Origin of the sequence: Advenella sp. (assembly GCF_052108595.1) — a bacterium.
Taxonomy (GTDB): Bacteria; Pseudomonadota; Gammaproteobacteria; order Burkholderiales; family Burkholderiaceae_B; genus Advenella.
The window spans coordinates 20,107-40,761 of record NZ_JBQEAU010000023.1 but is presented as its reverse complement, the minus strand read 5'-3'; the positions used below and the strand labels follow the sequence as shown (position 1 = coordinate 40,761).

At 56.2% G+C, this 20,655-nt stretch carries 19 protein-coding genes; 8 read left to right on the top strand and 11 right to left on the bottom strand.

Going from position 1 to position 20,655, the window contains the following annotated elements:
• Both ACTIKR_RS06270 and puuE read right to left on the bottom strand, forming a co-directional pair.
• A partial coding sequence (locus ACTIKR_RS06270) for an ureidoglycolate lyase (protein ID WP_442327365.1) occupies positions 1–139 on the bottom strand: 139 nt, incomplete at its 3' end.
• Between the two features lie 16 nt (positions 140–155).
• A complete protein-coding gene (puuE, locus tag ACTIKR_RS06265) occupies positions 156–1,088 on the bottom strand; it encodes an allantoinase PuuE (protein ID WP_442327362.1) in 933 nt (310 codons plus the stop codon).
• A gap of 402 nt (positions 1,089–1,490) precedes the next feature.
• On the opposite strand from puuE, the gene ACTIKR_RS06260 reads away from it, so the two are divergent.
• From ACTIKR_RS06260 to ACTIKR_RS06245, 4 genes are all read left to right on the top strand, one after another.
• Positions 1,491–2,234: an aspartate/glutamate racemase family protein gene (locus ACTIKR_RS06260; protein ID WP_442327361.1), complete on the top strand. Its 744-nt coding sequence runs from the start codon at positions 1,491–1,493 to the stop codon at positions 2,232–2,234.
• A 64-nt stretch (positions 2,235–2,298) separates the two neighbouring features.
• Complete coding sequence (locus ACTIKR_RS06255) at positions 2,299–3,699, top strand: NCS1 family transporter (protein WP_442327360.1); 1,401 nt, start codon at positions 2,299–2,301, stop codon at positions 3,697–3,699.
• Between the two features lie 57 nt (positions 3,700–3,756).
• On the top strand, positions 3,757–4,500 hold the full coding sequence (locus ACTIKR_RS06250) for a GntR family transcriptional regulator (protein ID WP_442327359.1): 744 nt from the start codon (positions 3,757–3,759) through the stop codon (positions 4,498–4,500).
• A gap of 121 nt (positions 4,501–4,621) precedes the next feature.
• Positions 4,622–5,326, top strand: coding sequence for a DeoR/GlpR family DNA-binding transcription regulator (locus ACTIKR_RS06245; RefSeq protein ID WP_442327358.1), 705 nt, complete (start codon positions 4,622–4,624; stop codon positions 5,324–5,326).
• Between the two features lie 105 nt (positions 5,327–5,431).
• Here the strand turns inward: ACTIKR_RS06245 and ACTIKR_RS06240 are convergent, their stop codons facing one another.
• The 8 genes from ACTIKR_RS06240 to deoC all read right to left on the bottom strand — a co-directional run bounded on the left by ACTIKR_RS06240 (position 5,432) and on the right by deoC (position 15,047).
• Positions 5,432–6,448 carry an ABC transporter permease gene (locus ACTIKR_RS06240; RefSeq protein ID WP_226817337.1) on the bottom strand — a complete coding sequence of 339 codons (1,017 nt, stop codon included), beginning with the start codon at positions 6,446–6,448 and terminating at the stop codon, positions 5,432–5,434.
• A 35-nt stretch (positions 6,449–6,483) separates the two neighbouring features.
• Complete coding sequence (locus ACTIKR_RS06235) at positions 6,484–8,046, bottom strand: sugar ABC transporter ATP-binding protein (protein ID WP_442327357.1); 1,563 nt, start codon at positions 8,044–8,046, stop codon at positions 6,484–6,486.
• 67 nt (positions 8,047–8,113) lie between these two features.
• Positions 8,114–9,118, bottom strand: coding sequence for an autoinducer 2 ABC transporter substrate-binding protein (locus ACTIKR_RS06230; protein ID WP_193090671.1), 1,005 nt, complete (start codon positions 9,116–9,118; stop codon positions 8,114–8,116).
• 78 nt (positions 9,119–9,196) lie between these two features.
• On the bottom strand, positions 9,197–10,207 hold the full coding sequence (locus ACTIKR_RS06225; RefSeq protein WP_193090670.1) for an ABC transporter permease: 1,011 nt from the start codon (positions 10,205–10,207) through the stop codon (positions 9,197–9,199).
• A gap of 3 nt (positions 10,208–10,210) precedes the next feature.
• Positions 10,211–11,146 (bottom strand): ribokinase, encoded by a 936-nt coding sequence (gene rbsK, locus ACTIKR_RS06220; protein ID WP_442327356.1) that lies wholly within the window; start codon positions 11,144–11,146, stop codon positions 10,211–10,213.
• Between the two features lie 24 nt (positions 11,147–11,170).
• A complete protein-coding gene (locus tag ACTIKR_RS06215) occupies positions 11,171–11,626 on the bottom strand; it encodes an RbsD/FucU family protein (protein ID WP_193090668.1) in 456 nt (151 codons plus the stop codon).
• 30 nt (positions 11,627–11,656) lie between these two features.
• Positions 11,657–14,050 carry an aldehyde dehydrogenase family protein gene (locus ACTIKR_RS06210; RefSeq protein WP_442327355.1) on the bottom strand — a complete coding sequence of 798 codons (2,394 nt, stop codon included), beginning with the start codon at positions 14,048–14,050 and terminating at the stop codon, positions 11,657–11,659.
• Between the two features lie 4 nt (positions 14,051–14,054).
• Positions 14,055–15,047 (bottom strand): deoxyribose-phosphate aldolase, encoded by a 993-nt coding sequence (gene deoC / locus ACTIKR_RS06205; RefSeq protein WP_442327354.1) that lies wholly within the window; start codon positions 15,045–15,047, stop codon positions 14,055–14,057.
• Positions 15,048–15,214: 167 nt separating this feature from the next.
• On the opposite strand from deoC, the gene ACTIKR_RS06200 reads away from it, so the two are divergent.
• Entirely contained in the window at positions 15,215–16,768 is a 1,554-nt protein-coding gene (locus ACTIKR_RS06200; RefSeq protein ID WP_442327353.1) for an FGGY-family carbohydrate kinase, read from the top strand.
• 109 nt (positions 16,769–16,877) lie between these two features.
• Here the strand turns inward: ACTIKR_RS06200 and ACTIKR_RS06195 are convergent, their stop codons facing one another.
• Complete coding sequence (locus tag ACTIKR_RS06195) at positions 16,878–18,041, bottom strand: M20 aminoacylase family protein (RefSeq protein ID WP_193090664.1); 1,164 nt, start codon at positions 18,039–18,041, stop codon at positions 16,878–16,880.
• Positions 18,042–18,225: 184 nt separating this feature from the next.
• Here ACTIKR_RS06195 and ACTIKR_RS06190 point away from each other — a divergent pair, with 184 nt between their 5' ends.
• The 3 genes from ACTIKR_RS06190 to ACTIKR_RS06180 all read left to right on the top strand — a co-directional run.
• Entirely contained in the window at positions 18,226–19,149 is a 924-nt protein-coding gene (locus ACTIKR_RS06190; protein WP_193090663.1) for a LysR family transcriptional regulator, read from the top strand.
• A 142-nt stretch (positions 19,150–19,291) separates the two neighbouring features.
• Positions 19,292–20,317: a Bug family tripartite tricarboxylate transporter substrate binding protein gene (locus ACTIKR_RS06185; protein ID WP_442327352.1), complete on the top strand. Its 1,026-nt coding sequence runs from the start codon at positions 19,292–19,294 to the stop codon at positions 20,315–20,317.
• A gap of 119 nt (positions 20,318–20,436) precedes the next feature.
• On the top strand, positions 20,437–20,655 hold a 219-nt coding region (locus tag ACTIKR_RS06180; protein WP_442327364.1), incomplete at its 3' end, for a BrnT family toxin.

Below are 20,655 nucleotides of genomic sequence, written 5' to 3'. Positions count from 1 at the left end.
GCAAGGCCAGATCATGGTAGCGTTCGGTATTGCCGTCGTTGATCGTAAAGTGCTGCGCGGCGTTGCTGGCCTGAATGACATCGCCGAAAGGCGCAAACGCGTCGTGCGACAGGGGTTCCACGGTTAAATTTCGGGTCATCATAGTGTTTCCTGTCTCATTTGCTGGCCGGACTGGGGTGATGTTCGATCCAGTGCTTTGCGATGGCGGCCCGGGTGGGAATCCAAACATGATCATGCTTCTGGACGTAATCAAGAAATCGCTGCAATGCGGCGAACCGTGCCGGCCTGCCGATGATTCGGCAATGTAATCCGACAGACATCATTTTGGGCGAGGTTTCTCCTTCCGCATACAGCACATCGAACGCGTCTTTCAGATAGGTGAAAAATTGATCGCCGCTATTGAAGCCTTGCGCAGCCGCGAATCGCATGTCGTTGGTGTCCAGCGTATAGGGCACGACCAGTTGCCATTTTTGCGATTGATCCTGCAGTGTGACTGGCATCCAGAAAGGAAGATCATCACCGTAGTAATCAGAATCATATAGAAAACCACCTTCTTCCATTACCAGACGGCGGGTGTTCGGACTGTCTCGACCGGTATACCAGCCTTCGGGGTGGCGTCCCAGGAGCGTGGAGATGACCTCGACACAGCGCTGCATGTGTTCCCGCTCTATTGGCTCGGCGACATCCTGGTAATGCAGCCAGCGATAGCCATGACAGGCAATCTCGTGCCCAAACTCGACAAACGCCTGCGCAACTTCGGGGTTGCGTTCCAGCGCCATGCCGACGGCGAAAATCGTGAGCGGCAGGCCGCGACGCTCGAACTCGTTCAGGATGCGCCAGACCCCGGCACGTGAACCATATTCGTAAATCGATTCCATGGAAAGATGGCGATCGGAGAAGGACGCAGCGCCAATTATCTCCGACAGGAATTGTTCCGATCCAGCGTCGCCGTGCAGGACGCAACTTTCGCCCCCTTCCTCATAGTTCAGCACGAACTGCACGGCCACGCGCGCCTTTCCAGGCCAGTTGGCATGTGGCTGATGGCGGCCATAGCCGATCATGTCGCGGGGATAAGTGTGATGCTGCATATAGGTGTCACTCCGGAAAATCAATGGCGTACATCACTGCCTATATCTGCTGGGTACCGGGAGTCAGGCAGTCATGCTGCTTACTAGTATGTAAGTGGCAATCTTAATTGTCAACAATTATTGTATACGATTAAAAGCGATCACCTTTTGCCAAGCGCTCATTATCCGATGCCTTTTAATCTCGCGATACCAGTGTCGTCCCCTGGCGTCCAAGCTAACGCCAGTGTTGTATCGACAATGTGCATGTGAGCCGATCACATGCATATGCCGACAGCGGTAAGACGCCCGGGTAAATACCAGTTTTCATGCAATTCGGTTATGCATAATAATTGTATGCAATATTCGTATTCAATTATCGTTATCAATATTCATGTACATAACGCACTGCATTCACAGGACATCATGCACATTCAGCTTATCAATCCCAATACTACGCCAGGCATGACGGCGACCATCGGTGACGCAGCCAGACGGATTGCGGCCAGTGGCACAACCATTACGGCCAGCAATCCGGACAGCGGGCCGGTCTCCATCGAAGGGCATTTTGAAGAGGCGGTCAGTGCGGTGGGCGTGGCGCATGAGGTACTCAAAGGCGAGAAAAATGGGGTCGATGCCTATGTCATTGCTTGTTTTGGTGATCCCGGCCTGCTTGCCGCACGCGAGCTGACCCGTGCCCCGGTCATTGGCATAGCAGAGGCCGCTTTTCACATGGCCAGCCTGATCAGCACCCGGTTTTCCATCGTCACGACCCTGGGGCGCACCTGCATTATTGCCGAACACCTGTTGCAAAGTTATGGTTTTGCCCAGCATTGCCGACGCGTGCGTGCCGCCGAAGTTCCTGTCCTGGAGCTTGAGAAAAATGCCGATGCTGCCGTACAGCGCATTATTGAAGAGTGCCTGCAGGCCAAGGCCCAGGACAGTATCGGCGCGATTGTGCTCGGTTGCGGCGGGATGGCCGATATGCGCGAGCACATCAGCAGGGAGGTCGGCCTGCCTGTCGTTGAGGGCGTGACCGCTGCGGTCAAGCTGGCCGAGGCGCTGGTCGGCCTGGGGCTGCAAACCAGCAAGTTCGGCGATCTGGATTTCCCACGGCCAAAACCGTTTACCGGTCAGTACGCCCACCTGGGCGTGCCCGATCCCACTTGAGTTTGCCCCGGCAAGCCCATCGCTATCCTCGTCGGATAGACCAGCGCAAGGAGTCGTTCATATCATGAAAAGCGAATCACAGAGTAGTAAAAAGGCGGGTGATGAGAGTCTTGAGCCCCAGCAGGTCCGGATCATGGATCGTTGGTCATATTTGCTGGCCTGGCTGGGCGGTTGCGTTTCCATCGGCACGTTTGCCATGGGTTCCAGCGTGGTGGGGCAGCTCAATCTGCTGCAAAGCGCACTGGCCATCACGATTGGCTGTTTCGTGATTGGCGTGGCGCTGGCGATCAACGGCGCTGCCGGGCACAAATATGGTATCCCATTCATGGTGCAGGCCCGCAGCGCTTTTGGTTTTACCGGCACCCGGTTTCCTGGGATGGTGAGGGCAATCCCGGCCGTGGTCTGGTTCGGTTTCCAAAGCTGGATCGGGGCAGGGGCGCTCAATGTTGCTTCGGCAACGCTCTTTGGATACGACAATCTGGTGGTGTTTTTCATTGGCTTTCAGTTGCTGCAGATTACCTTGTCCGTGTATGGATTTCAGGGCATCAAATGGCTCGAGAACATCGGCAGTCTTTTCATCCTGGGTGCGCTGGTGTATATGTTCTATTCGGTGATCATGAAATTTGGTTCGCAAATCGACGATAGCATCCTGTACCTGGAAGGATCGTGGGGGCTGCCTTTCTGGGGTGCAACCATGCTTTTTCTGGGGATATACAGCACCATGATCCTCAATGTCAGCGACTACTCTCGTGAGTTGGATAGAAATGTGCGAAGCGGGCTGCTTACGACCATATACTCCATGTCCATCCTGCCGGCCACGCTTTTCATGGGGTTGATCGGCCTGATGGTGTCCGGCGCCACGGGCATTGCCGACCCGATCAAGGTTTTTTCCAGTGCTGTCGACAACAAGCCCCTGCTGGTGATCACGTTGCTGTTCATCGCTTTTGCACAGGTTACGACCAATGTACTCAATAACGTTGTGCCGCCGGCTTATGTGCTGATGGACATCTGCAAGCTGAGTTTTCGCAAATCGGCTGTGCTGGTCGGGCTGCTTGCCTTTGCCACTTTTCCGTGGGTGCTGGTGCGCGACGACTCGGCACGGGGCCTGCAAATATTCGTGCAGACCTATTCTGCCTTTCTGGGGCCCCTGTTTGCGGTGATGGCGGTGGACTATTACGTTCTACGGCGTCGCCGGCTTGATCTTGCGCTGTTGTATGACGCGACGGGGCCTTATCGTGGGGTGAACTGGGCAGGCATTGTGGCCTCGCTGCTGGGCGCGCTGGTCGCACTCTATTTTTCTACCGTTGCCTGGTATGCCAGCCTGATTCCCGCCGGTCTTTCCTACTATTTACTAATGAAATACTGGCCTGTGGCAAGACGTTTTTGCATCAACGATGCCGCGGCGCAGCCGGAAACGACAACCGCAACGGACATGCCAGGCGCACCGGCGTCGGCTAACAGATAGACGGGTTCTTGTTATAATGGTTGCGCAACCTTCCCGAACCAACAGCCTTGTGCGACCATGTCCCTCACCGAAAATAAAAACAAGCAGGCAGCCCCCTCCGAGCAAGGTGTAGCGCAAACGGGTGTGTCCAAGCGCGGGCCCGATGAGATCGCCCAGGATATCGCCCATGCTATCCTGGCCAGGCAGCTTCCCCCGGGGATCTGGCTGCGTGAAGAGGCACTCGGTCGCATGTACGGCGTCAGCCGCACCAAGATACGCGCGGCGCTGCTGATTCTGGCACGTGACAATCTTGTTGAGACCGTCCCGGACAAGGGCACCTTCGTCAGTCGCCCCAGCATTCGTGAGGCGCATGAAGTTTTTGCTGCCAGGCGACTACTGGAAAGCGAAATCGTCAGGCTGTTCGTCGCCTCGGCCACCGAGCGTGAGTTCGCGCAGCTGGAAGCGCAAATTCATCATGAACGCGCCGCATTGGGTAAATCGGTACCGGAAAACATCCGGGAAGAGACGCTGGGCGATTTCCATATCAAGCTGGCCGATCTGAGCGGCAATAAAGTGCTTGCCCGATTTGTTCGTGAACTGGTGGCCCGCAGCTCGCTGATCGCCATGCGCTTTCAGTCATCCAACGAGTCCTCATGCTCCTCGGATGAGCATGCCGCTTTTCTTGCCATATGCCGACAGGGAAAAGTGCAGGAGGCAGTCGACTGCATGCTGGCGCATTTGAACCGGATCGAGTCCAGCCTGAGTCTGGAAGAGACGCCGCCGGCACCTGAATCTGATCTGTTCAGGGCGCTATTGCGTTAGGGCTGCAGTGGACGCCGTCGGTCTTTCTGACTATCGCATCTGATCATGTTCAAAACCGCAGGTTGCACCGCCTGACGGCACCTCAGTCTATAATATTTCAATTTAAGGGCAGGAACAGGCAATGACGCCAGCAGAGCGTTTACACAAGCTGGAGCAGGCACTGCAGCAGTCGGGATCATTGCGACTGCGGGACGCCGCCGCCTTGCTGGGCGTCTCGGAAATGACGGTGCGACGGGATCTGGCGCGCCACAAGGGTAATCTGTCTTATCTGGGTGGTCATATCGTCTCGGCGCATTCGCTGCAGAACGCAGCTCAGTATTCGGTAGCACAGGAAAAAGATCATTTTGCCCAGGCAAAAAAACGGGCATCGCAAAAAGCCCTGGCGCTGATCAAACCGCATGATGTGATTTTTATCGACTGCGGAACAACGCTGCTGCATCTGGCCCGGCTGATTCCTGAGAGCCAGGCCCTGACTGTGGTCTGTTATTCATTGAATACGGCGGAAATCCTCAAAGACAAGCTGGCGCTGCGCCTGATTGTGCTGGGCGGCACCTACATGCCGTCTTCCGATTCTTTTTCCGGCCAGGAGGCGCTTAATGCACTGGATCAGCTCAGTTTTGATACGGTCTTTATGTCGGCCGGGGGCGTTGACGATCATGCCGGCGTCAGTTGCTGGAATCTGCATGAAAAAGACATCAAGCGCCGCGCCATGCAACGCGCAAAACGCCGTTATCTGGTGGTCGATTCCAGCAAGCTGGGCGTGCGCCGACATATCCGCTTTGCAGATCTGAACGAGTTTGACGCCATACTCACGGAACAGGGCTGACATCGCAGCCCTGCTTTGGCAGGTCTATTCAGCCGGCTGGACATCGTTCATGTTACGAGGACTGCGCGACAGTCCTCTGAGACCTTACTCTTTCTGTTCAGGCGGCTATTGCCTGCTGCGTAGCGAAAACAGCAAGCCGGCCACCAGGATAAACGCGCCGACGATTACTTTTTGCCAGGTCGTTGGGATGCCCAGCGTAATGAGTACGCTATTGATCAGCGTGACCAGCAGCACGCCCAGCAGTGTTCCGGTTACGGTTCCGCTGCCCCCGGTAATGCGGGCGCCACCGAGAATCACGGCAGCAATCACATCCAGTTCGGTGCCGACAATATCGAAGGGGTTGGCAATACGCGTGCTGGAAACGTGAATAATGCCGGCGATGCCCGCCAGCAAGCCGGCGTAACCGAAAACAAAGAGATAGACCCGTGTCAGGTTATAGCCAAGACGTTCGGCAATGGCAGGGCTGCCTCCCATGGCGTAGACCGCGCGTCCCATCATTGTCTTGTTCAATAACCACCAGGTGAGCAGCGCCAGAACGGGAATGGCCAGCGTGGTATAAGGCAGCGCAGTCTGCAGCCCCTGGTTGTTCTGGAAACTGACGATATTTGCCTGTCCCACCGCCAGCATGGAGGGCGGGATGTTCATGAAAAACTCGGTGCCGATAAATGCCAGCAGAAAGCCGCGGATCAGAAATTGCGTGCCGATGGTGACCACCAGGGAAGGGGCTGCCAACTTTTTGACCAGCCAGCCGTTGAGCAGTCCCAGCGCCAATCCTCCTGCGGCGCCGGCCAGCAGGATCAGCGCAAAAGGCGCTTCGGGGAAATACAGCAGCACGATCTTGGTCAGGCCGTACATGACCAGCGCCGCAATCGCGGTGAAGGAGACGTCCAGTCCGCCAGAGGCGAGCACTACCAGAATGCCCAGCGCGAAAATGGCCGATCTGGTTGCCGCCCGCAGTACATCAAACAGCGAACCCAGTTGGAAAAACATGGGATTGACAACGGCCACGACCGCGAACAGAACGACAATGAGGCCAAGTGTAAAAAACTCGGGATGCCTGATCAGATACGGCGGGCGCTTGGGTGTGGTGCTGTCCTGTATGGCCGGGCTGGCCGAAGTCATAGTGGTCATGGTAGGCGGGGTAGAGTCAAAAGGGTTCAGGACAATAAGGCATGATAAAGCGTTTTTTCTTGCAGGCCTTCGGCCCGGAACTCATCGTTGATCCGGCCTTTTTTCATCAGCAGAATACGGTCACAGTTGGCCAGCAGTTCGGGAAGATCGTCACTGATAATAATGATGCTCATGCCCTGATCTGTCAGGGATTGAATGATCTGGTAAATCGTGTCTTTGGAGCCGACATCCACGCCCACGGTCGGGCCGTGCAGAATTAGCAACAGAGGATTGATAGCCAGCCAGCGACCGATGAGTACGCGCTGCTGGTTGCCCCCGGACAGGCTTTGCACGGGGTTCTGAACGTTGGGCGTGGCAATTTTCAGCCTGCTGGTCATCTCTTGCGAAAAGCGGGCAGCCTTGTCTTTCTGTATCTGTCCCAGCGCGTCGCACATCTGTGGTAGCACGGCAGTAATGGTGTTGTCGCTGATCGATCGGGTCAGAAACAGGCCTTCGACCAGACGGTCTTCCGGGACATAGGCAATACGCTGGGCAGCGGCCTGGGCCGGTGTGTTCACCGCTATCGGTTTGCCGTTAAGCGTCAGGCCGCCGCGCTGCAGCGGTGCTACCCCGGCAAGGGCGCGCGCCAGTTCATTCCTGCCTGAATCGAGCAGGCCGGTGATACCGATAATTTCACCCTTGTGCAGGTCAAAGGACACGTTGTCAAAACCCTGGTCGCGACCAATATTGTGCACGCCCAGCATGATCTCGGCTTGCGGGGCATTGCGGCGATAGCGCTGATCGCTCAGTACCCGGCCGGTCATCAGTTCGCTGATCTGGTGTTTGGTGAAATTATTGATTTCACCCTGGGTGATAACCTGCCCGTCACGCATCACGATCACATTGCCGCCAATGGCATAGCATTCGTCCAGTTTGTGACTCACAAACAGCACCGCGACGCCACGCGCGCACAGGTCCTTGACGATGCGGATCAGGTTATCCACCTCCTTCTGGGTCAGCGAGGTGGTGGGTTCGTCCATGATGATGAAACGCGCATTGCTGGCCGCTGCGCGCGCGATGGCAACCAGTTGACGGGTGGCCAGCGGCAGATCTTCGATTTTTGTCTGAAGAAAATAGCGGTCGTCCGGCAATTGCAGTTGGCGCAATGCGCCCACCGCGCGATCGTGCAGCACCTGGTGACTGATCACCCGCGCCAGTCGACCCTGATGCTCAGCCAGTTCCACGGTCAGGGAGATATTGTCCATGACACTCAGATTGGGAATCAGGGACAGGTCCTGGTATACCGTTTCAATGCCGGCGCCCAGGGCGCTTAAGGCGGAAAATTGCTCGAAGCGTTCTCCGTCCAGAATCAGATCGCCGTCGTCCGGCGGCTGGGCACCGGAAATGATTTTTATCAGCGTGCTTTTGCCGCAGCCGTTTTCCCCCAGCAAATGATAGATCTGGCCAGGATGAATATCCAGGCTGACGCCACGCAGCGCATGTACGCCGGTAAAGCGCTTATGGATCTGGCGAAGTGACAGGAAGGCATTGCCGCCTGGCGTGGGCGGCACTGGCGCGTTGCTGTGCGTTGGGCTAGTCGTTGTTGTCATAATCGTACGGGCGGGTATCCCATGGCGGGCCGCAAGCGCGCGGCCCGGTGGTTGTCGAGGCGATCGATCAGAAGTTGTATTGCTTGTAGTTGCTCTTGTCTACGCGAACCCAGCCGGCGCCACGAATAATCATGCCTTTGCCAGGGCCTTTTTCGACAGTAACCTTTTCGTAGCCGGGCACACCCAGGTCGGTACCGTTTTCGATGGTTTTGCCTTCGAGCAGCATTTTGGCGACATTGTTCATGGCCAGTCCGGCATCTTTCGGATCCCAGAATGCAATGCCGGTAATGGCGTCTTTTTCCATGTAAGGACCGGCCTCGCCGGGCAGGCCAGTACCGAATACGCATATTTTACCTGCTTTGCCGGCTTCTTCCACGGCCCGGCCAATACCGATCACGTCCAGAGACGAGGAGCCCTGGAAGCCGGCCAGATTCGGGTACTTGCGCAGCAACTGCTGGGCCACCTGATAGGCTTTCTCGCCGTCGTTATTGGTTTCCTGCATGGTCGTGACCAGTTTCAGGTCCGGGTACTTCGCTTTGGCGTTGTCGATACCGCCCTGTGCCCACTGTACTTGCGAGCGGCTACCCAGTGAACCCACCAGCACGGCCCATTCGCCCTTGTTCGCCATGCATTTGGCCAGGCGCTCATTCAGGTCGGCACCATATTCATTGTTCTTGAACGCTTCCAGGTCGTAATCGGTATTTTTTAGATTGTCCGCTTCATGGGTCACGATTTTGATACCACGGCTTTTGGCGCGGGCCAGAATCGGTTCCAGGGTAGGCGGGTCAAATGGCACGATAGCCAGTGCGCTCACGTTCTTGGCCACCAGATCCTGAATGATTTTCAGTTGCTGGGCTGCATCGGCACGACCCGGACCGGTTTGCGAGGCATTGATGTCGGGATTGGCCTTGGCAAATTCCTTGACGCCTTCTTCCATGCGGGTAAACCAGTTGATACCCGTGACCTTGACCACCGTTACGATGGATTTTTTCTCTTCGGCCTGCGCGCCCGCAGCAAAACCGGTGCTGATTGCGCAAGCCAGCAGGCACATTGGCAGTGTCTTTAGTTTCATACGTGTCTCCAAAATCCCATCGACGGACAGTGATCGGAACCGGATGGGGCGGCGCAGATCAATCGTTTCAATAGTGCTTCAGGCCTTCAGGGCCTGACGCCGTTTAATCTTCAGCTTCAATTCCTGTCTGGAATAGGCCAGGAAGAACAATAGCAACAGGCCCCAGATGCAGTTGCCAGCAAACTCGGATACGCCGATCAGATTGAACATGCTCGATAACAGTTGCAGCGCCATGGCCGCAAAAAAAACGCAGACTACGCGCCCATAGCCGCCGGCAGGATTGACGCCACCCATGACCGCGATCAGGATAGCGATCAGCAGATACGAATCGCCATACTTGGCACTTGCGCTGGCAGCCTGACTGGCCGAGATCAACCCCGAGCAGGCAGCCAGCACACCGCACATGGTGTAGGTGCAGATCAGCATGGTGTTACGGGAAATGCCGGCGTAGAAAGCCGCTTTGGGGTTGGTACCCTGCATATACAGGCGCAGACCGAAAGGCGTGCGCTTGAGCAGCCAGCCCAGAAAAAGCGCCAGGGCTACAAAAAGATAAAAAGCAATGGGAATGCCCAGGATGTTGTCATTGCCAATTGCCGATAGCGGTTCAATATAGGGAAGATTGACTGAAGAGCCATTGGACAACACGGTGGCAATGCCGGTGAACACCAGTTGCGTGCCCAGCGTGGTCAGAATCGGCGTCAGGTTAAAGCGTGCAATGATAATGCCGTTGAGCATGCCGCCCAGCAGGCCGACGCACAGCATGAGCCCCACAAAGGAAAAAGTGAACAGCCAGGGCGCGGCTTCGGCGTCGATCCACTGCGGCAACAACAGTGCCCCGATCACCCCGGCCAGGTTAGCCAGCGCAATGCCCGACAGGTCGATGCCGCCATTGCCCGAAATCATGGAGAGCATCATGGCCATGGCCAGCAAGCCCATTTGCGGCAATTGCATGGCCATGGACTGCAAATTGAACACGCTGACGAAGTCGCCGCCTGAAGACAAAAAATAGCCAGCCATTACGATGACGATATTGATCGCCAAAAGAAATGTCAGTTGCCGGTCTTTGAAGGGGGATAGGTGGGTTGTCATGATTTACGCGCCCGTGGAAAGCAGGGAGTCAATTTGCCCGCGATCGGGCATAGAGGCCGCGGTACCACTGCGGGTGACGGAAATGCCGGCAAGGGCCGAGGCAAATCGCAAGGCTGCCTCGGGCGACTTGCCTTCTGCCAGCGCGGTTGCCAGTCCGGCGGTAAAGCCGTCGCCGGCACCGGCCGTATCGATGCATTTACCCGCCCGGATGGCGGGAATATGGGTGCTGTCGCTGGCGGTATGCAGCAGCGATCCCTGCTCGCCCAGCGTGACCACGACGTTACGAACGCCTTTTGCCAGCAACAGGTCGGCGGCGCGTCGCGCCTGTTCCAGATCTGCGACCGGCAGCCCCGTCAGCAGACTGGCCTCGGTTTCATTGGGCGTGATCCAGTCGCATAGCGGGAAAACTTCATCGGGCAGTTGCCTTGCCGGTGCGGGATTAAAGATGGTGGTCACGCCATGCTTGCGGGCCAGGCGCAAGCCATGCAGCGCCACTTCCAGTGGCTGCTCCAGTTGCGTGACAAAAATATGGGCGTCGGCAATATCCTGTTCGATGGCGTCCAGGTCGGCCGGTACCATATGGGCTGCGGCACCGGCGTAAACAATGATGGCATTGCGGCCGGTATCGTCCTCAACGAATATATGGGCGGCGCCGGTGGTCAGATCATCATGCAGGGTGGCGCGCGAGGTCACGCCGGCATCCTGCCATGTCTGCCGGGCGTTTGCGGCAAACGCGTCGTTGCCCAGCCGAGTGTAAAAAAACACCTCAGCACCGGCCCTGGCGGCTGCGACCGCCTGGTTGGAGCCCTTGCCGCCCGGGCCCATGGCAAAGTGGCTGCCCAGCAGGGTTTCTCCAATAACTGGCATGCGGGTTGCCTTGAACAGCAGATCGGCAACATAGATGCCGACAATAACAATACGTGGACGTGATAGGCTCATATGAACAGAAACTCGGCTAAAGCATCAGGCAGGATGGCGGTTGGTCTGGGTGGGATTGAGCACGCCTTTTTTGAAGATAAAGCAGCCGTAGCTGCGGGTATCGGCGGTCGCAATGACACAGTAGGCACGACGGGCCCGTTCGTAGAAGGCGTGGCGTTCTATCGGGGCCAGGTGCAATGGATCTTCCAGCAAAGCCTGGACATCTTGCTGAACTTCGGGAATGTGTGCCGGGTCGTCCACCACTTCCATGCGCAAGGCCGGGTCAGGCACGAAACTGTCCAGCGCCATGACCGATAGCACCGCCCGGGCCACGCTGTCGGCGCTGGCGTCAATGCGCAGCAATTTGCCGATGCTGGTGTGGCGGGCGATAGAGTCCGAAGGGAAATGAGCGTCGCTGATAATCAGTTCGTCGCCATGGCCCATGGAGCGCAGGGCATGCAGCACGTCGGCATTTAGCAGTGGATCAATGTTCTTGAGCATTAATTGTCCTTGTTCAGGCGGGTATTATAATCAGTCACCGTAGGGAATCCAGATATTCTTGACCTGTGTCGCCTGGCGCAGGAACAGCTGGATGTCGGCGCTTGACCACTGATGCCAGTCGATGGCCTTGCCGTCGTTGCCAAACGTGCGTTTCAGGTTGCCGATCGAGTGCTGCTGCACTGTTTGTGACAGCTCGGCGTCACCGAACGCCCATACGCTGTCCACGTCGTCGTGGTCGGCCAGTACGGTGGCCAGCTCCAGGCTATCGCCGGTCACAATATTGACCACGCCTGCAGGTACATCGGACGTTTCCAGCACCTGATACAAGTCAGTCGCCAACAGGGCGCCGCGAGCGCCAGGCACAACAACAAGACTATTGCCCATTGCCATGCCGGCGGCAATCAGGGAAATCATGGAGAGCCAGGGCGATTCGTCAGGGCAGATTACGCCAATGACACCGATGGCTTCATGTACCGCGAGTGCCACACCACGCATGGGTGGCGTGTGCACGCGTCCATCGTATTTGTCAGCCCAGGCTGCAAAGGTGAACAGTCGTTCCAGTCCCAATTCGAATTCGCGTGCGGCTTCCTTTTTGCTGACGCCCGTCAGGCTGGTCAGACGCTGCGCGAGTTCATCGGTCCGGTACGACAGGTTTTCCGCCAGGTAGTACAGTACCTGAGACCGGTTGAAGGTGGTGGCATTGTGCCAGCCTGCCGCTTTGCGCGCCGCCGAGACCGCATTGCGGATGTCTTTGCGACTGCCTTGGGCGATGTGGCCGGCGATTTTGCCATCGCTATAGGTGATGGCGATGCTGGTGCCACCGTCGGGACGTGTCTGCTTGCCACCGATATACAGCTTGGCAGTACGGTCGATGCCGGGCAAATCGAAGCTGTCGCGGGCAGAGGTGACTGGCGCCACGCCGCTGCTGCCGGCTGTCTTCAGTGTCGATGCTTTGGCCCAGGATATCGGTTTGAGGTATTCGTAGATGCCTTCGAGTCCGCCTTCTCGACCGTAGCCTGATTCGCGCACGCCACCGAAGCCTACGGCGGCGTCAAACAGATTGCTGGCGTTGATCCACACCACGCCGCAACGCAGTTTCGGAGCGATATCCAGCGCCAGATTGATGTTCTCGCTCCAGACACTGGCGGCCAGTCCATAACGGGTGTTGTTGGCCAGCTCCACCGCTTCCTGGGGGGTGCGAAAGGTCATGCTGACCAGGACCGGACCGAATATTTCTTCCTGCGCCAGCGTAGAGGCCGGCTGTACACCGGTGATCAAGGTGGGTGGATAATAGGCGCCTGTGCCGGGCAGGGCCGTTTCCGATGCCTGCCACAGTTCGCCGCCCTGGCTAACGCCATCGGTGACCAGTTTGCGGATGCGTTGCAATTGCGACTCGTCGATGATGGCAGACATGTCGATGTTTTTGTCCAGGGACGGCCCCACGCGCAGCGTTTTCATACGTGCGCGCAGTTTGGCGTAGACCTGCTCTGCTACACTTTCCTGCACCAGCAGGCGAGAGCCTGCGCAGCACACCTGCCCCTGGTTGAACCAGATGGCATCGACAATGCCTTCAATGGCGCTGTCGATATCGGCATCATCAAAAATAATAAAGGGGGATTTGCCACCCAGTTCCAGCGTCAAACCCTTACCGGAGCCAGCAGTCTGGCTGCGGATCAGGCGGCCCACTTCGGTGGATCCGGTAAAGGCGACTTTATCGACGCCGGTGTGGGCAACCAGATATTCACCTGCTGCCCCATCGCCGGTTACTATGTTCAGCACGCCTGCGGGCAGCGAGTCGGCAGCCAGTTCGGCAAACAGCAGGGCGGTAAGCGAAGTAAATTCAGCGGGTTTGAGCACCACGGTGTTACCGCTGGCCAGTGCCGGGGCCACTTTCCAGGCCAGCATGAGTAGCGGGAAATTCCAGGGGATAATCTGGCCAACCACGCCATAGGGCTGCCACTGCGACAGTTCTGTTTCCTGTAACTGGGCGATGCCTGCGTGATACAGAAAATGGCGCGCAGCCAGCGGCACGTCCAGATCGCGCGATTCGCGAATGGGCTTGCCGTTGTCCAGTGACTCGAGTACGGCAAACAGGCGGCTGTGCTTTTGGAGCATGCGGGCCAGACTGTAGAGGTGTCTTGCACGAGCGTGACCGCCCATGGCCTGCCAGCCTTTCTGTGCCTTGCGCGCCGCTTTGACGGCGGCGTCGACATCGCTTTGCCCGGCCTGGCTGAGGGTGGCCAGCACCTTGCCGGTGGCCGGTTCCAGCGTCTCGAAAGTCGCATTGTCGTTTGCCTTGGTAAAGCGTCCGGCAATGAAATGGGTAAAACGCGACTGGTGGCCAGCCAGCCATTGGCGGGCGGCGTTGTCGCTTTCAGGAGCGGTACCGTATTGCATGGTCATAAAGTAATCGTTGACAGTCATGGCGTTAACCCATCGGGTGGCGGTTGGTGGCCGAATAGCGGCCGGTCACGAAGTGCTCGAGCTGGCGCTCGATATCGGCCAGCAGGCTTGAGGCGCCAAAGCGGAACAGGTCAGGCTCCAGCCAGCGCCGGCCCAACTCTTCGTTGACCAGGATGAGGTAGTTGATGGCGTCTTTGGCTGTGGACACGCCGCCGGCCGGTTTGTAGCCCACCTGAAAGCCGGTAAGCTCATGGAAAGCGCGGATGGCGCGCAACATGACCAGCGAAACCGGCAGGGTAGCGTTGACGCCTTCCTTGCCGGTGGAGGTTTTAATGAAATCGGCGCCGGCCATCATGCACACCATGGACGCTTTGGCCACATTGCGCAGGGTCCTGATGTCCCCGGTCGCTAGAATTGCCTTCACATGCGCGTCGCCGCAGGCCTGGCGGTACTCGCACATTTCCTGATACAACGCGGTCCAATTGCCGGTGAGGACGTGCTCGCGCGTAATGACAATATCAATTTCCCTGGCGCCAGCCGCGATCGAAGCGGCAATTTCCTGCAGCTTCAGTTCATGCGGCGAGAGCCCCGCCGGAAAGCCGGTAGAGACGGCGGCAACCGGAATGCTGGTGTGGGCGAGGGCGCTGACGGCGGTGCTCACATAACGATGGTATACGCAGACGGCGCCCGTGCTCAGCGGCAGGGTGAATCCCATGGCATCGAGCAGATCCTGACGAACGGGCTGGGCAGCCTTGGCGCACAAACGGCGTACCCGCTCCGGTGTATCATCGCCGTTGAGCGTGGTCAGATCGATGCAGCTGACCGCCTTGAGCAGCCAGGCAGCCTGTGCCTGCTTCTTGACAGTGCGGCGACCAGGCAGGGAAGCGATGCGTCGCTCAATGGCACTCAGATTGGCGCGTTGTGCTTCAACCAGCGCCAGATCCAGTGGCATAATCTGGTTGCGGGCGACCGCTTGCCACTGACCAGAGTGGGTGGCAGGATTTTTTGGGGGACTCACGAAGTGTCTCCTCCTTGAAAGAGGCATAATTGCATGACGATATTGTTAATATTCTAACAATAATGTTAATTTTATAACAACCAGTATTTTCAGCTGCTTGCGGCATGCCTTTGAACGATACAACATATTGGCTTATACAAGATGGCTTATACAAGAAAGACAGGACCATGGACAAATATATTATTGGCGTAGACATTGGCACGCAGAGCACCAAGGCGCTTATCGCCGGAACCGACGGTAGTGTCCTTGCCCAGGCCAGTGTCGCGTACCATCCGGACACACCGCAGCCGTTGTGGGCGCAGCAGGATGCAAGGGTCTGGCTGGATGCGTTCCTGTGCAGTGTGCGCGAATGCGTGGCGCATGCGCTGCAAAAAGGCATTCAGCAGGAACAGATCGCCGGCCTGTGTATCAGCAGCCTATATGGCGGCGCCGGGATTCCCGTCGATGCCGACTGCCAGCCCCTGTACCCATGCCTGATCTGGATGGACAGGCGGGCGACGGCAGAAACCGATGCGATTCGAGAACAGGTAGACCTGGAGCGCCTGTTTGAGATTACCGGCAACGGCGTGGACAGTTACTATGGCTTCACCAAAATGTTGTGGATCAAAAATAATGAACCGCAAATCTGGGATAAAACAGCATGGTTTCTGCCTCCCAATACCTGGATTGCCCACTATCTGACGGGCGAACTGGCCGTAGATCACAGTTCTGCAGGCAATATCGGCGGCGTCTATGACATGCAGCGCCATGTCTGGTCCGACCAGGCCATGCGCATGGTCGGGCTTGATCCGAAAAAAATGCCGCCCGTGTTGCTTGAGAGCACCGATGTGGTCGGCACGGTGACAGCCGACAAGGCTGCGCAACTTGGGCTGGCGCACGCGATTCCCATTGTGCTGGGCGGCATCGACGCAGCCATTGCCACATTCGCCGGCGGTGTACGCAAGCCTGGAGATCACGTGGCCATGCTTGGCACCAGCATGTGCTGGGGCTATTTGCAGACCGAAATGGAAAGTGGTCGCGATCTGGTATGTATGCCTTACGTCTACAAGGGGCTGACGCAGCGCTATGTCTTTGGTGGCGCGGCTACGGCGGGAGGCGCCGTGACCTGGTTCGTGGAACAGTTTTGTCAGGCCGAACTGGCCCAGGCCACGCAGCAGGGCATCTCGGTCTATACGCTTCTGGAGCAGCAGGCGGCGCCGCTACCACCCGGTGCGCATGGGTTGGTGTTCCTGCCGTACCTGATGGGTGAGCGCAGTCCGGTATGGGATGCCCGCGCCAGTGGGACCTTTGCCGGCCTGAATCTGACCCATACCCGGGCTCATCTGTACCGGGCGGTCATCGAGGGTATCGCGTTTGCCTTGTGGCACAACATGCGGGCCGTCGGGGACCGCCGGCAAAACCTTGACCAGCGTCTGGTGGTGGTCGGCGGCGCCGTCAACTCAGATCTATGGATGCAGATTATTGCCGATGTTACCGGATATCCGGTGTACACCATTGAAGAGGCCGTTGAAGCAGCGATGGGGGCGGCGCTGCTGGGCGCCGTCGGACTTGGCCTGGTCAGTGACGCCGAAGTGGAGCAGGGCTGGACCCATGTAGTGTGTCGCGCCACCCCGAACGAGCGAGCGCACCAGACGTACCAGCGGCTTTTTGCCGTATACGAAGGCTTGTATCCGGCGATGCAATCGTCCATGCATGCGCTGGCAGCCATGCGGGGTGGATGAGGATATAAGGGTAACCAATTGCGTTGTGTTTTTTGCGCAGCGACGTCGCACTCACCAGTTTGCTCGCAAACGTAAACATGCTTGCAGAAATGACAAGAGCGCGCGCCATTTATTTCAGCAGTTGTTTCGTCAAGGTAACCCAATAGCCGGCGCCATATTGCAACGCGTCGTCGTTGAAATCGTAATATGGATTATGGACAGGAGGGTCATTTTCTCCCTTTGCCGACCCCAGCATAATATAAGCGCCGTCACACACCTGTTGCATGTAGCTGAAATCTTCTGAACCCGTTCGTGCCGGCAGGTCAGTGTTGACTGCTGCGTCGCCGACCAGTGTCCGTGCTGCTGTGATGGCCGCTTGTGTGGGTACTTCTGCATTGATAACGGGAGGGTAGCCTTCGATATACTTCAGGTCGATCTGCGTTCCGTAGCTTTTCGCCATGCCGGCGCAGACTTCTTCTATCCTCTTGCGTGCCAGGGCGCGTGTTTGCACGGTAAAAGACCGGCAGGTTCCGCGGATCAGTGCATCGTCGGGCAGCACATTCCATGTGTCGCCGGCGCTGATTTGGGTGACGCTCAATATCAACGCATCCTGTGGATTCACGTTGCGACTGACGATACTTTGCAGGGCGCAAACAAGACTGGAAGCGGCGACGATCGAGTCAATTGCTGCCTGGGGATGAGCCGCATGCGCGCCTTTTCCCGTAATCCGGATCTCAAAGAAGTCAGAAGCCGAAAACATCGGGCCGGAGCGAATGCCGAATTTACCCAAGGCCATTTGCGGTACGTTGTGCATACCGTAAATCGAATCGCAAGGAAATAGATCGAACAGGCCCTGCTCCACCATTTGTCTGGCCCCGCCCTCATTTTCTTCGGCGGGCTGGAAAATAAATTGTACAGTTCCGTTGAAGTCCCGGTTCTCACTTAGATAGTGTGCGGCGCCGAGCAACATGGCTGTATGACCATCATGGCCGCATCCATGCATTTTTCCGGAATGCCGGGAAGCATGGGCAATATCGCCTTTTTCCTCCATATGAAGTGCGTCCATATCCGCCCGCAATCCGATAGTGGGCCCGGTGCCGTTGGCCAGCGTGCCGACAACACCTGTCCCGCCAAGACCGCGATGCACTTCTATACCCATATTGGTGAGTGCTTCTGCCACCAGGTTCGAAGTGCGGACTTCTTCGAATGCCGTTTCGGGGTGGGCGTGAATATCGCGACGCCATAGCGTCATTTGGTGCTGCAATTGAGGAGATATCAGATTTGAAATAGTCATGTTTCAGCTCGTCAGATTAATTTTGGTGGCATAACAAGCGGATTGTTCCATGACCAGGCGATTTACAACAATGACAGTGATCGAATAGAATCGTAGAGAAAAACGCAACAGACGGTCGGCAATACGCTAACCGCCTATTTACAACACAGCAGACCGTGTACGGCCTGACATTGAGAATAAAACGATGAAAAAAATGTTCAATGCACAGCGTTTGCAATATTTCCAGCAGGTAGTTGTTTCGGGCTCGGTGCGGGCCGCTGCAGATGTGCTCGGTGTTGATCCGTCGTCGGTGAGCCGTTCGATCGCGCTATTGGAAGACGAAAGCGGGTTGCGTCTGTTGCAGCGCAAGGGGCGGGGAATCGAGCCGACGGAAACAGGCAAGTTGCTGGCTTCCTACGCGCGGCAGCAAATGGCATTGTTGGATGGTTTTTACTCTGAACTGAATCAGATCCACAGTGCACAACGGGGGCATATAAATATCGGGGTTGGCGAAGGAATGCTGGATATGTATTTTCATCCAGTTATAACCAACTATATGCGCGAGCATACCAATATCACGCTGAATCTTACCGTAGGCAGCGTTGCTCAAAATTCTGCTGATTTACTGGAAGAGAAAATTGATATTGCTTTGCTGTATACGCCGTTCAATGATGTTCGATTTCGTGTTCATGGGAGTCGGCCAACCAATCCCATTCAGGCAATTGTCCATAAGCACCATCCTCTCGCACGCATCCGGCACCCTTTGAATTTGGTAGATCTCGTTCCGTACGCTGGCGCCACACTGCATGAACATTTTGGCTTGAGCCAATATATCAAAGCAGCAGAATTAAGCGAGCAAGTGGCGCTAAGGAATGTGCTTACCACCTCTTCCTATCGGGCGCTTTGGCATTTCGCCAACGCCAATCTGGGGTATACCCTTAGTTCAGGTGTGTTCGCAGCGGTTTACAACATGACGGACGTTGTTGCGCTCCCAATGGCCAATCCCCTTTTCAACCGTTGCAACATCGGAATTGTAACGCGTGCCGGAAAGCATCTTTCTGCGGCCGAGCAGTCGTTGCTCGATCACATGGTAGGCCATATGGAACAGGCACAGCCAGGCGGGGTTTAGTAGTCATTTCTATTGTTGTTGTTTCTGCATGATTTCTATTGGGCTCATGTCATTGATTATCCACTGACCGCGAGGATATTCTTGGCTGATCCATACGTTCAAATCTGACATCAATTTCAACAATATGCAGTCTGGAGCTTTCATGAAAAACTCAACCCGGCGCGTTCTCGCTGCCTTTCTTGCTCTTCGGTATGTCGCGTTCACCGTGCTCACCTTGTTGGCCCTTGCTTACAGCAGCATTGTGAGAGCAGATGAAGCATATCCATCCCGGAAGCCCATTTCCTTGATCGTGCCCTATCCTGCGGGTGGGGCCAGTGATTATTCAGCACGCATTTTCAGCGATGTGATAGGAAAAGCCATTGGACAGACAGTGATTGTAGAAAATATCGGGGGCGCCACAGGGGTCATTGCAGCGAATCGATTGTTGAAGTTGCCCGACGACGGCTACCAGATTTTTCATGGTTCCCCGAATGAATTGATTCTGCCACCGCTGGTCAATAAATCGGTCAAATTCAAATCGGAGGATTTTGAATTGGTTCAGCCCATTACGACCGCCACGTTGGTTGTCCTGGCTCGACGCGGGTTGGATGTGGACAATCTGGATGATGTAGTACGACTAGCGCAACAAAAAGGTCGTGCACCTGTGACGTATGCTACGGTCGGGATCGGGTCTCTTTATCATATGATTGGCGAACGTTTGAGAAAAGAGCTTGATTTGAACCTACAGCATGTTCCGTATCAAGGTGGCGGGCCGGCCTTGACCGATGTTGCGGGAGGACAGGTCGATTTGGCGATCCTGCCGTTTACGGTTTCCATGGTGCATCAGCAAGCCCAGGGGCGCTTCAAAATCGTATCCGCACTAAGCAACGAAGTGCCGGACGCGCTCAAGAGCATTCCGTTGATCAAAGAAAGCAAGTTGGTTAAAAACGTGGACTACCGGATTAGCGGTGGATATTTCGTCAAGACCGGCACGCCTGCACATGAAAAAAATGCGCTTCGTAAAGCGATTGGTACTGCACTGCAAGATCCGGAGGTCCGGCAAAAACTGCAGCACGAAGGCCGGCTTGTCGCCCAACCCATGAGTGCGCAAGAAAGTGACGCTTACTGGACGACTGAAATCAGTAAACTTCGCGAATTGGTCAAACTGATTGATTACCGGCCACAATAATAAGCAGTCCATTAGTCAGTCTTTTCCACATATGATGTATCTGACTCATTGAGCAATAAATAAGGAAGTAGAACAAATAGAATAATTGACTTCTTTATTTATTGTATATACTATAAATAGTGGATATCAGCTGTGATCCTGTGAAAAATAGGCGCAATATCGTCATGCGAGGTATTTCTTTCGCGGCGGTACGGGATATGGATTTTGGTACGGCCATAGCATTGCCCGACCGACGTCGGGATTATGGAGAGGAACGGTGGCAGGTGCTAGGAATGATAAACGGTCGTCTTCATATGCTGGTGTTTACGTGGCGCGGCGAGACAATGCATGTCATTAGC

Coding starts and splice junctions, on each gene's coding strand:
- ACTIKR_RS06260 (WP_442327361.1), top strand. CDS start 1,491: ATGCACATTCAGCTTATCAATCCCAATACTACGCCAGGCATGACGGCG.
- ACTIKR_RS06185 (WP_442327352.1), top strand. CDS start 19,292: ATGAAAAACTCAACCCGGCGCGTTCTCGCTGCCTTTCTTGCTCTTCGG.
- ACTIKR_RS06210 (WP_442327355.1), bottom strand. CDS start 14,050: ATGACTGTCAACGATTACTTTATGACCATGCAATACGGTACCGCTCCT.
- ACTIKR_RS06225 (WP_193090670.1), bottom strand. CDS start 10,207: ATGACAACCCACCTATCCCCCTTCAAAGACCGGCAACTGACATTTCTT.
- puuE (WP_442327362.1), bottom strand. CDS start 1,088: ATGCAGCATCACACTTATCCCCGCGACATGATCGGCTATGGCCGCCAT.
- rbsK (WP_442327356.1), bottom strand. CDS start 11,146: ATGAGCCTATCACGTCCACGTATTGTTATTGTCGGCATCTATGTTGCC.
- ACTIKR_RS06235 (WP_442327357.1), bottom strand. CDS start 8,046: ATGACAACAACGACTAGCCCAACGCACAGCAACGCGCCAGTGCCGCCC.
- ACTIKR_RS06230 (WP_193090671.1), bottom strand. CDS start 9,118: ATGAAACTAAAGACACTGCCAATGTGCCTGCTGGCTTGCGCAATCAGC.
- ACTIKR_RS06250 (WP_442327359.1), top strand. CDS start 3,757: ATGTCCCTCACCGAAAATAAAAACAAGCAGGCAGCCCCCTCCGAGCAA.
- ACTIKR_RS06200 (WP_442327353.1), top strand. CDS start 15,215: ATGGACAAATATATTATTGGCGTAGACATTGGCACGCAGAGCACCAAG.
- ACTIKR_RS06195 (WP_193090664.1), bottom strand. CDS start 18,041: ATGACTATTTCAAATCTGATATCTCCTCAATTGCAGCACCAAATGACG.
- ACTIKR_RS06240 (WP_226817337.1), bottom strand. CDS start 6,448: ATGACTTCGGCCAGCCCGGCCATACAGGACAGCACCACACCCAAGCGC.
- ACTIKR_RS06215 (WP_193090668.1), bottom strand. CDS start 11,626: ATGCTCAAGAACATTGATCCACTGCTAAATGCCGACGTGCTGCATGCC.
- ACTIKR_RS06190 (WP_193090663.1), top strand. CDS start 18,226: ATGAAAAAAATGTTCAATGCACAGCGTTTGCAATATTTCCAGCAGGTA.
- ACTIKR_RS06245 (WP_442327358.1), top strand. CDS start 4,622: ATGACGCCAGCAGAGCGTTTACACAAGCTGGAGCAGGCACTGCAGCAG.
- ACTIKR_RS06255 (WP_442327360.1), top strand. CDS start 2,299: ATGAAAAGCGAATCACAGAGTAGTAAAAAGGCGGGTGATGAGAGTCTT.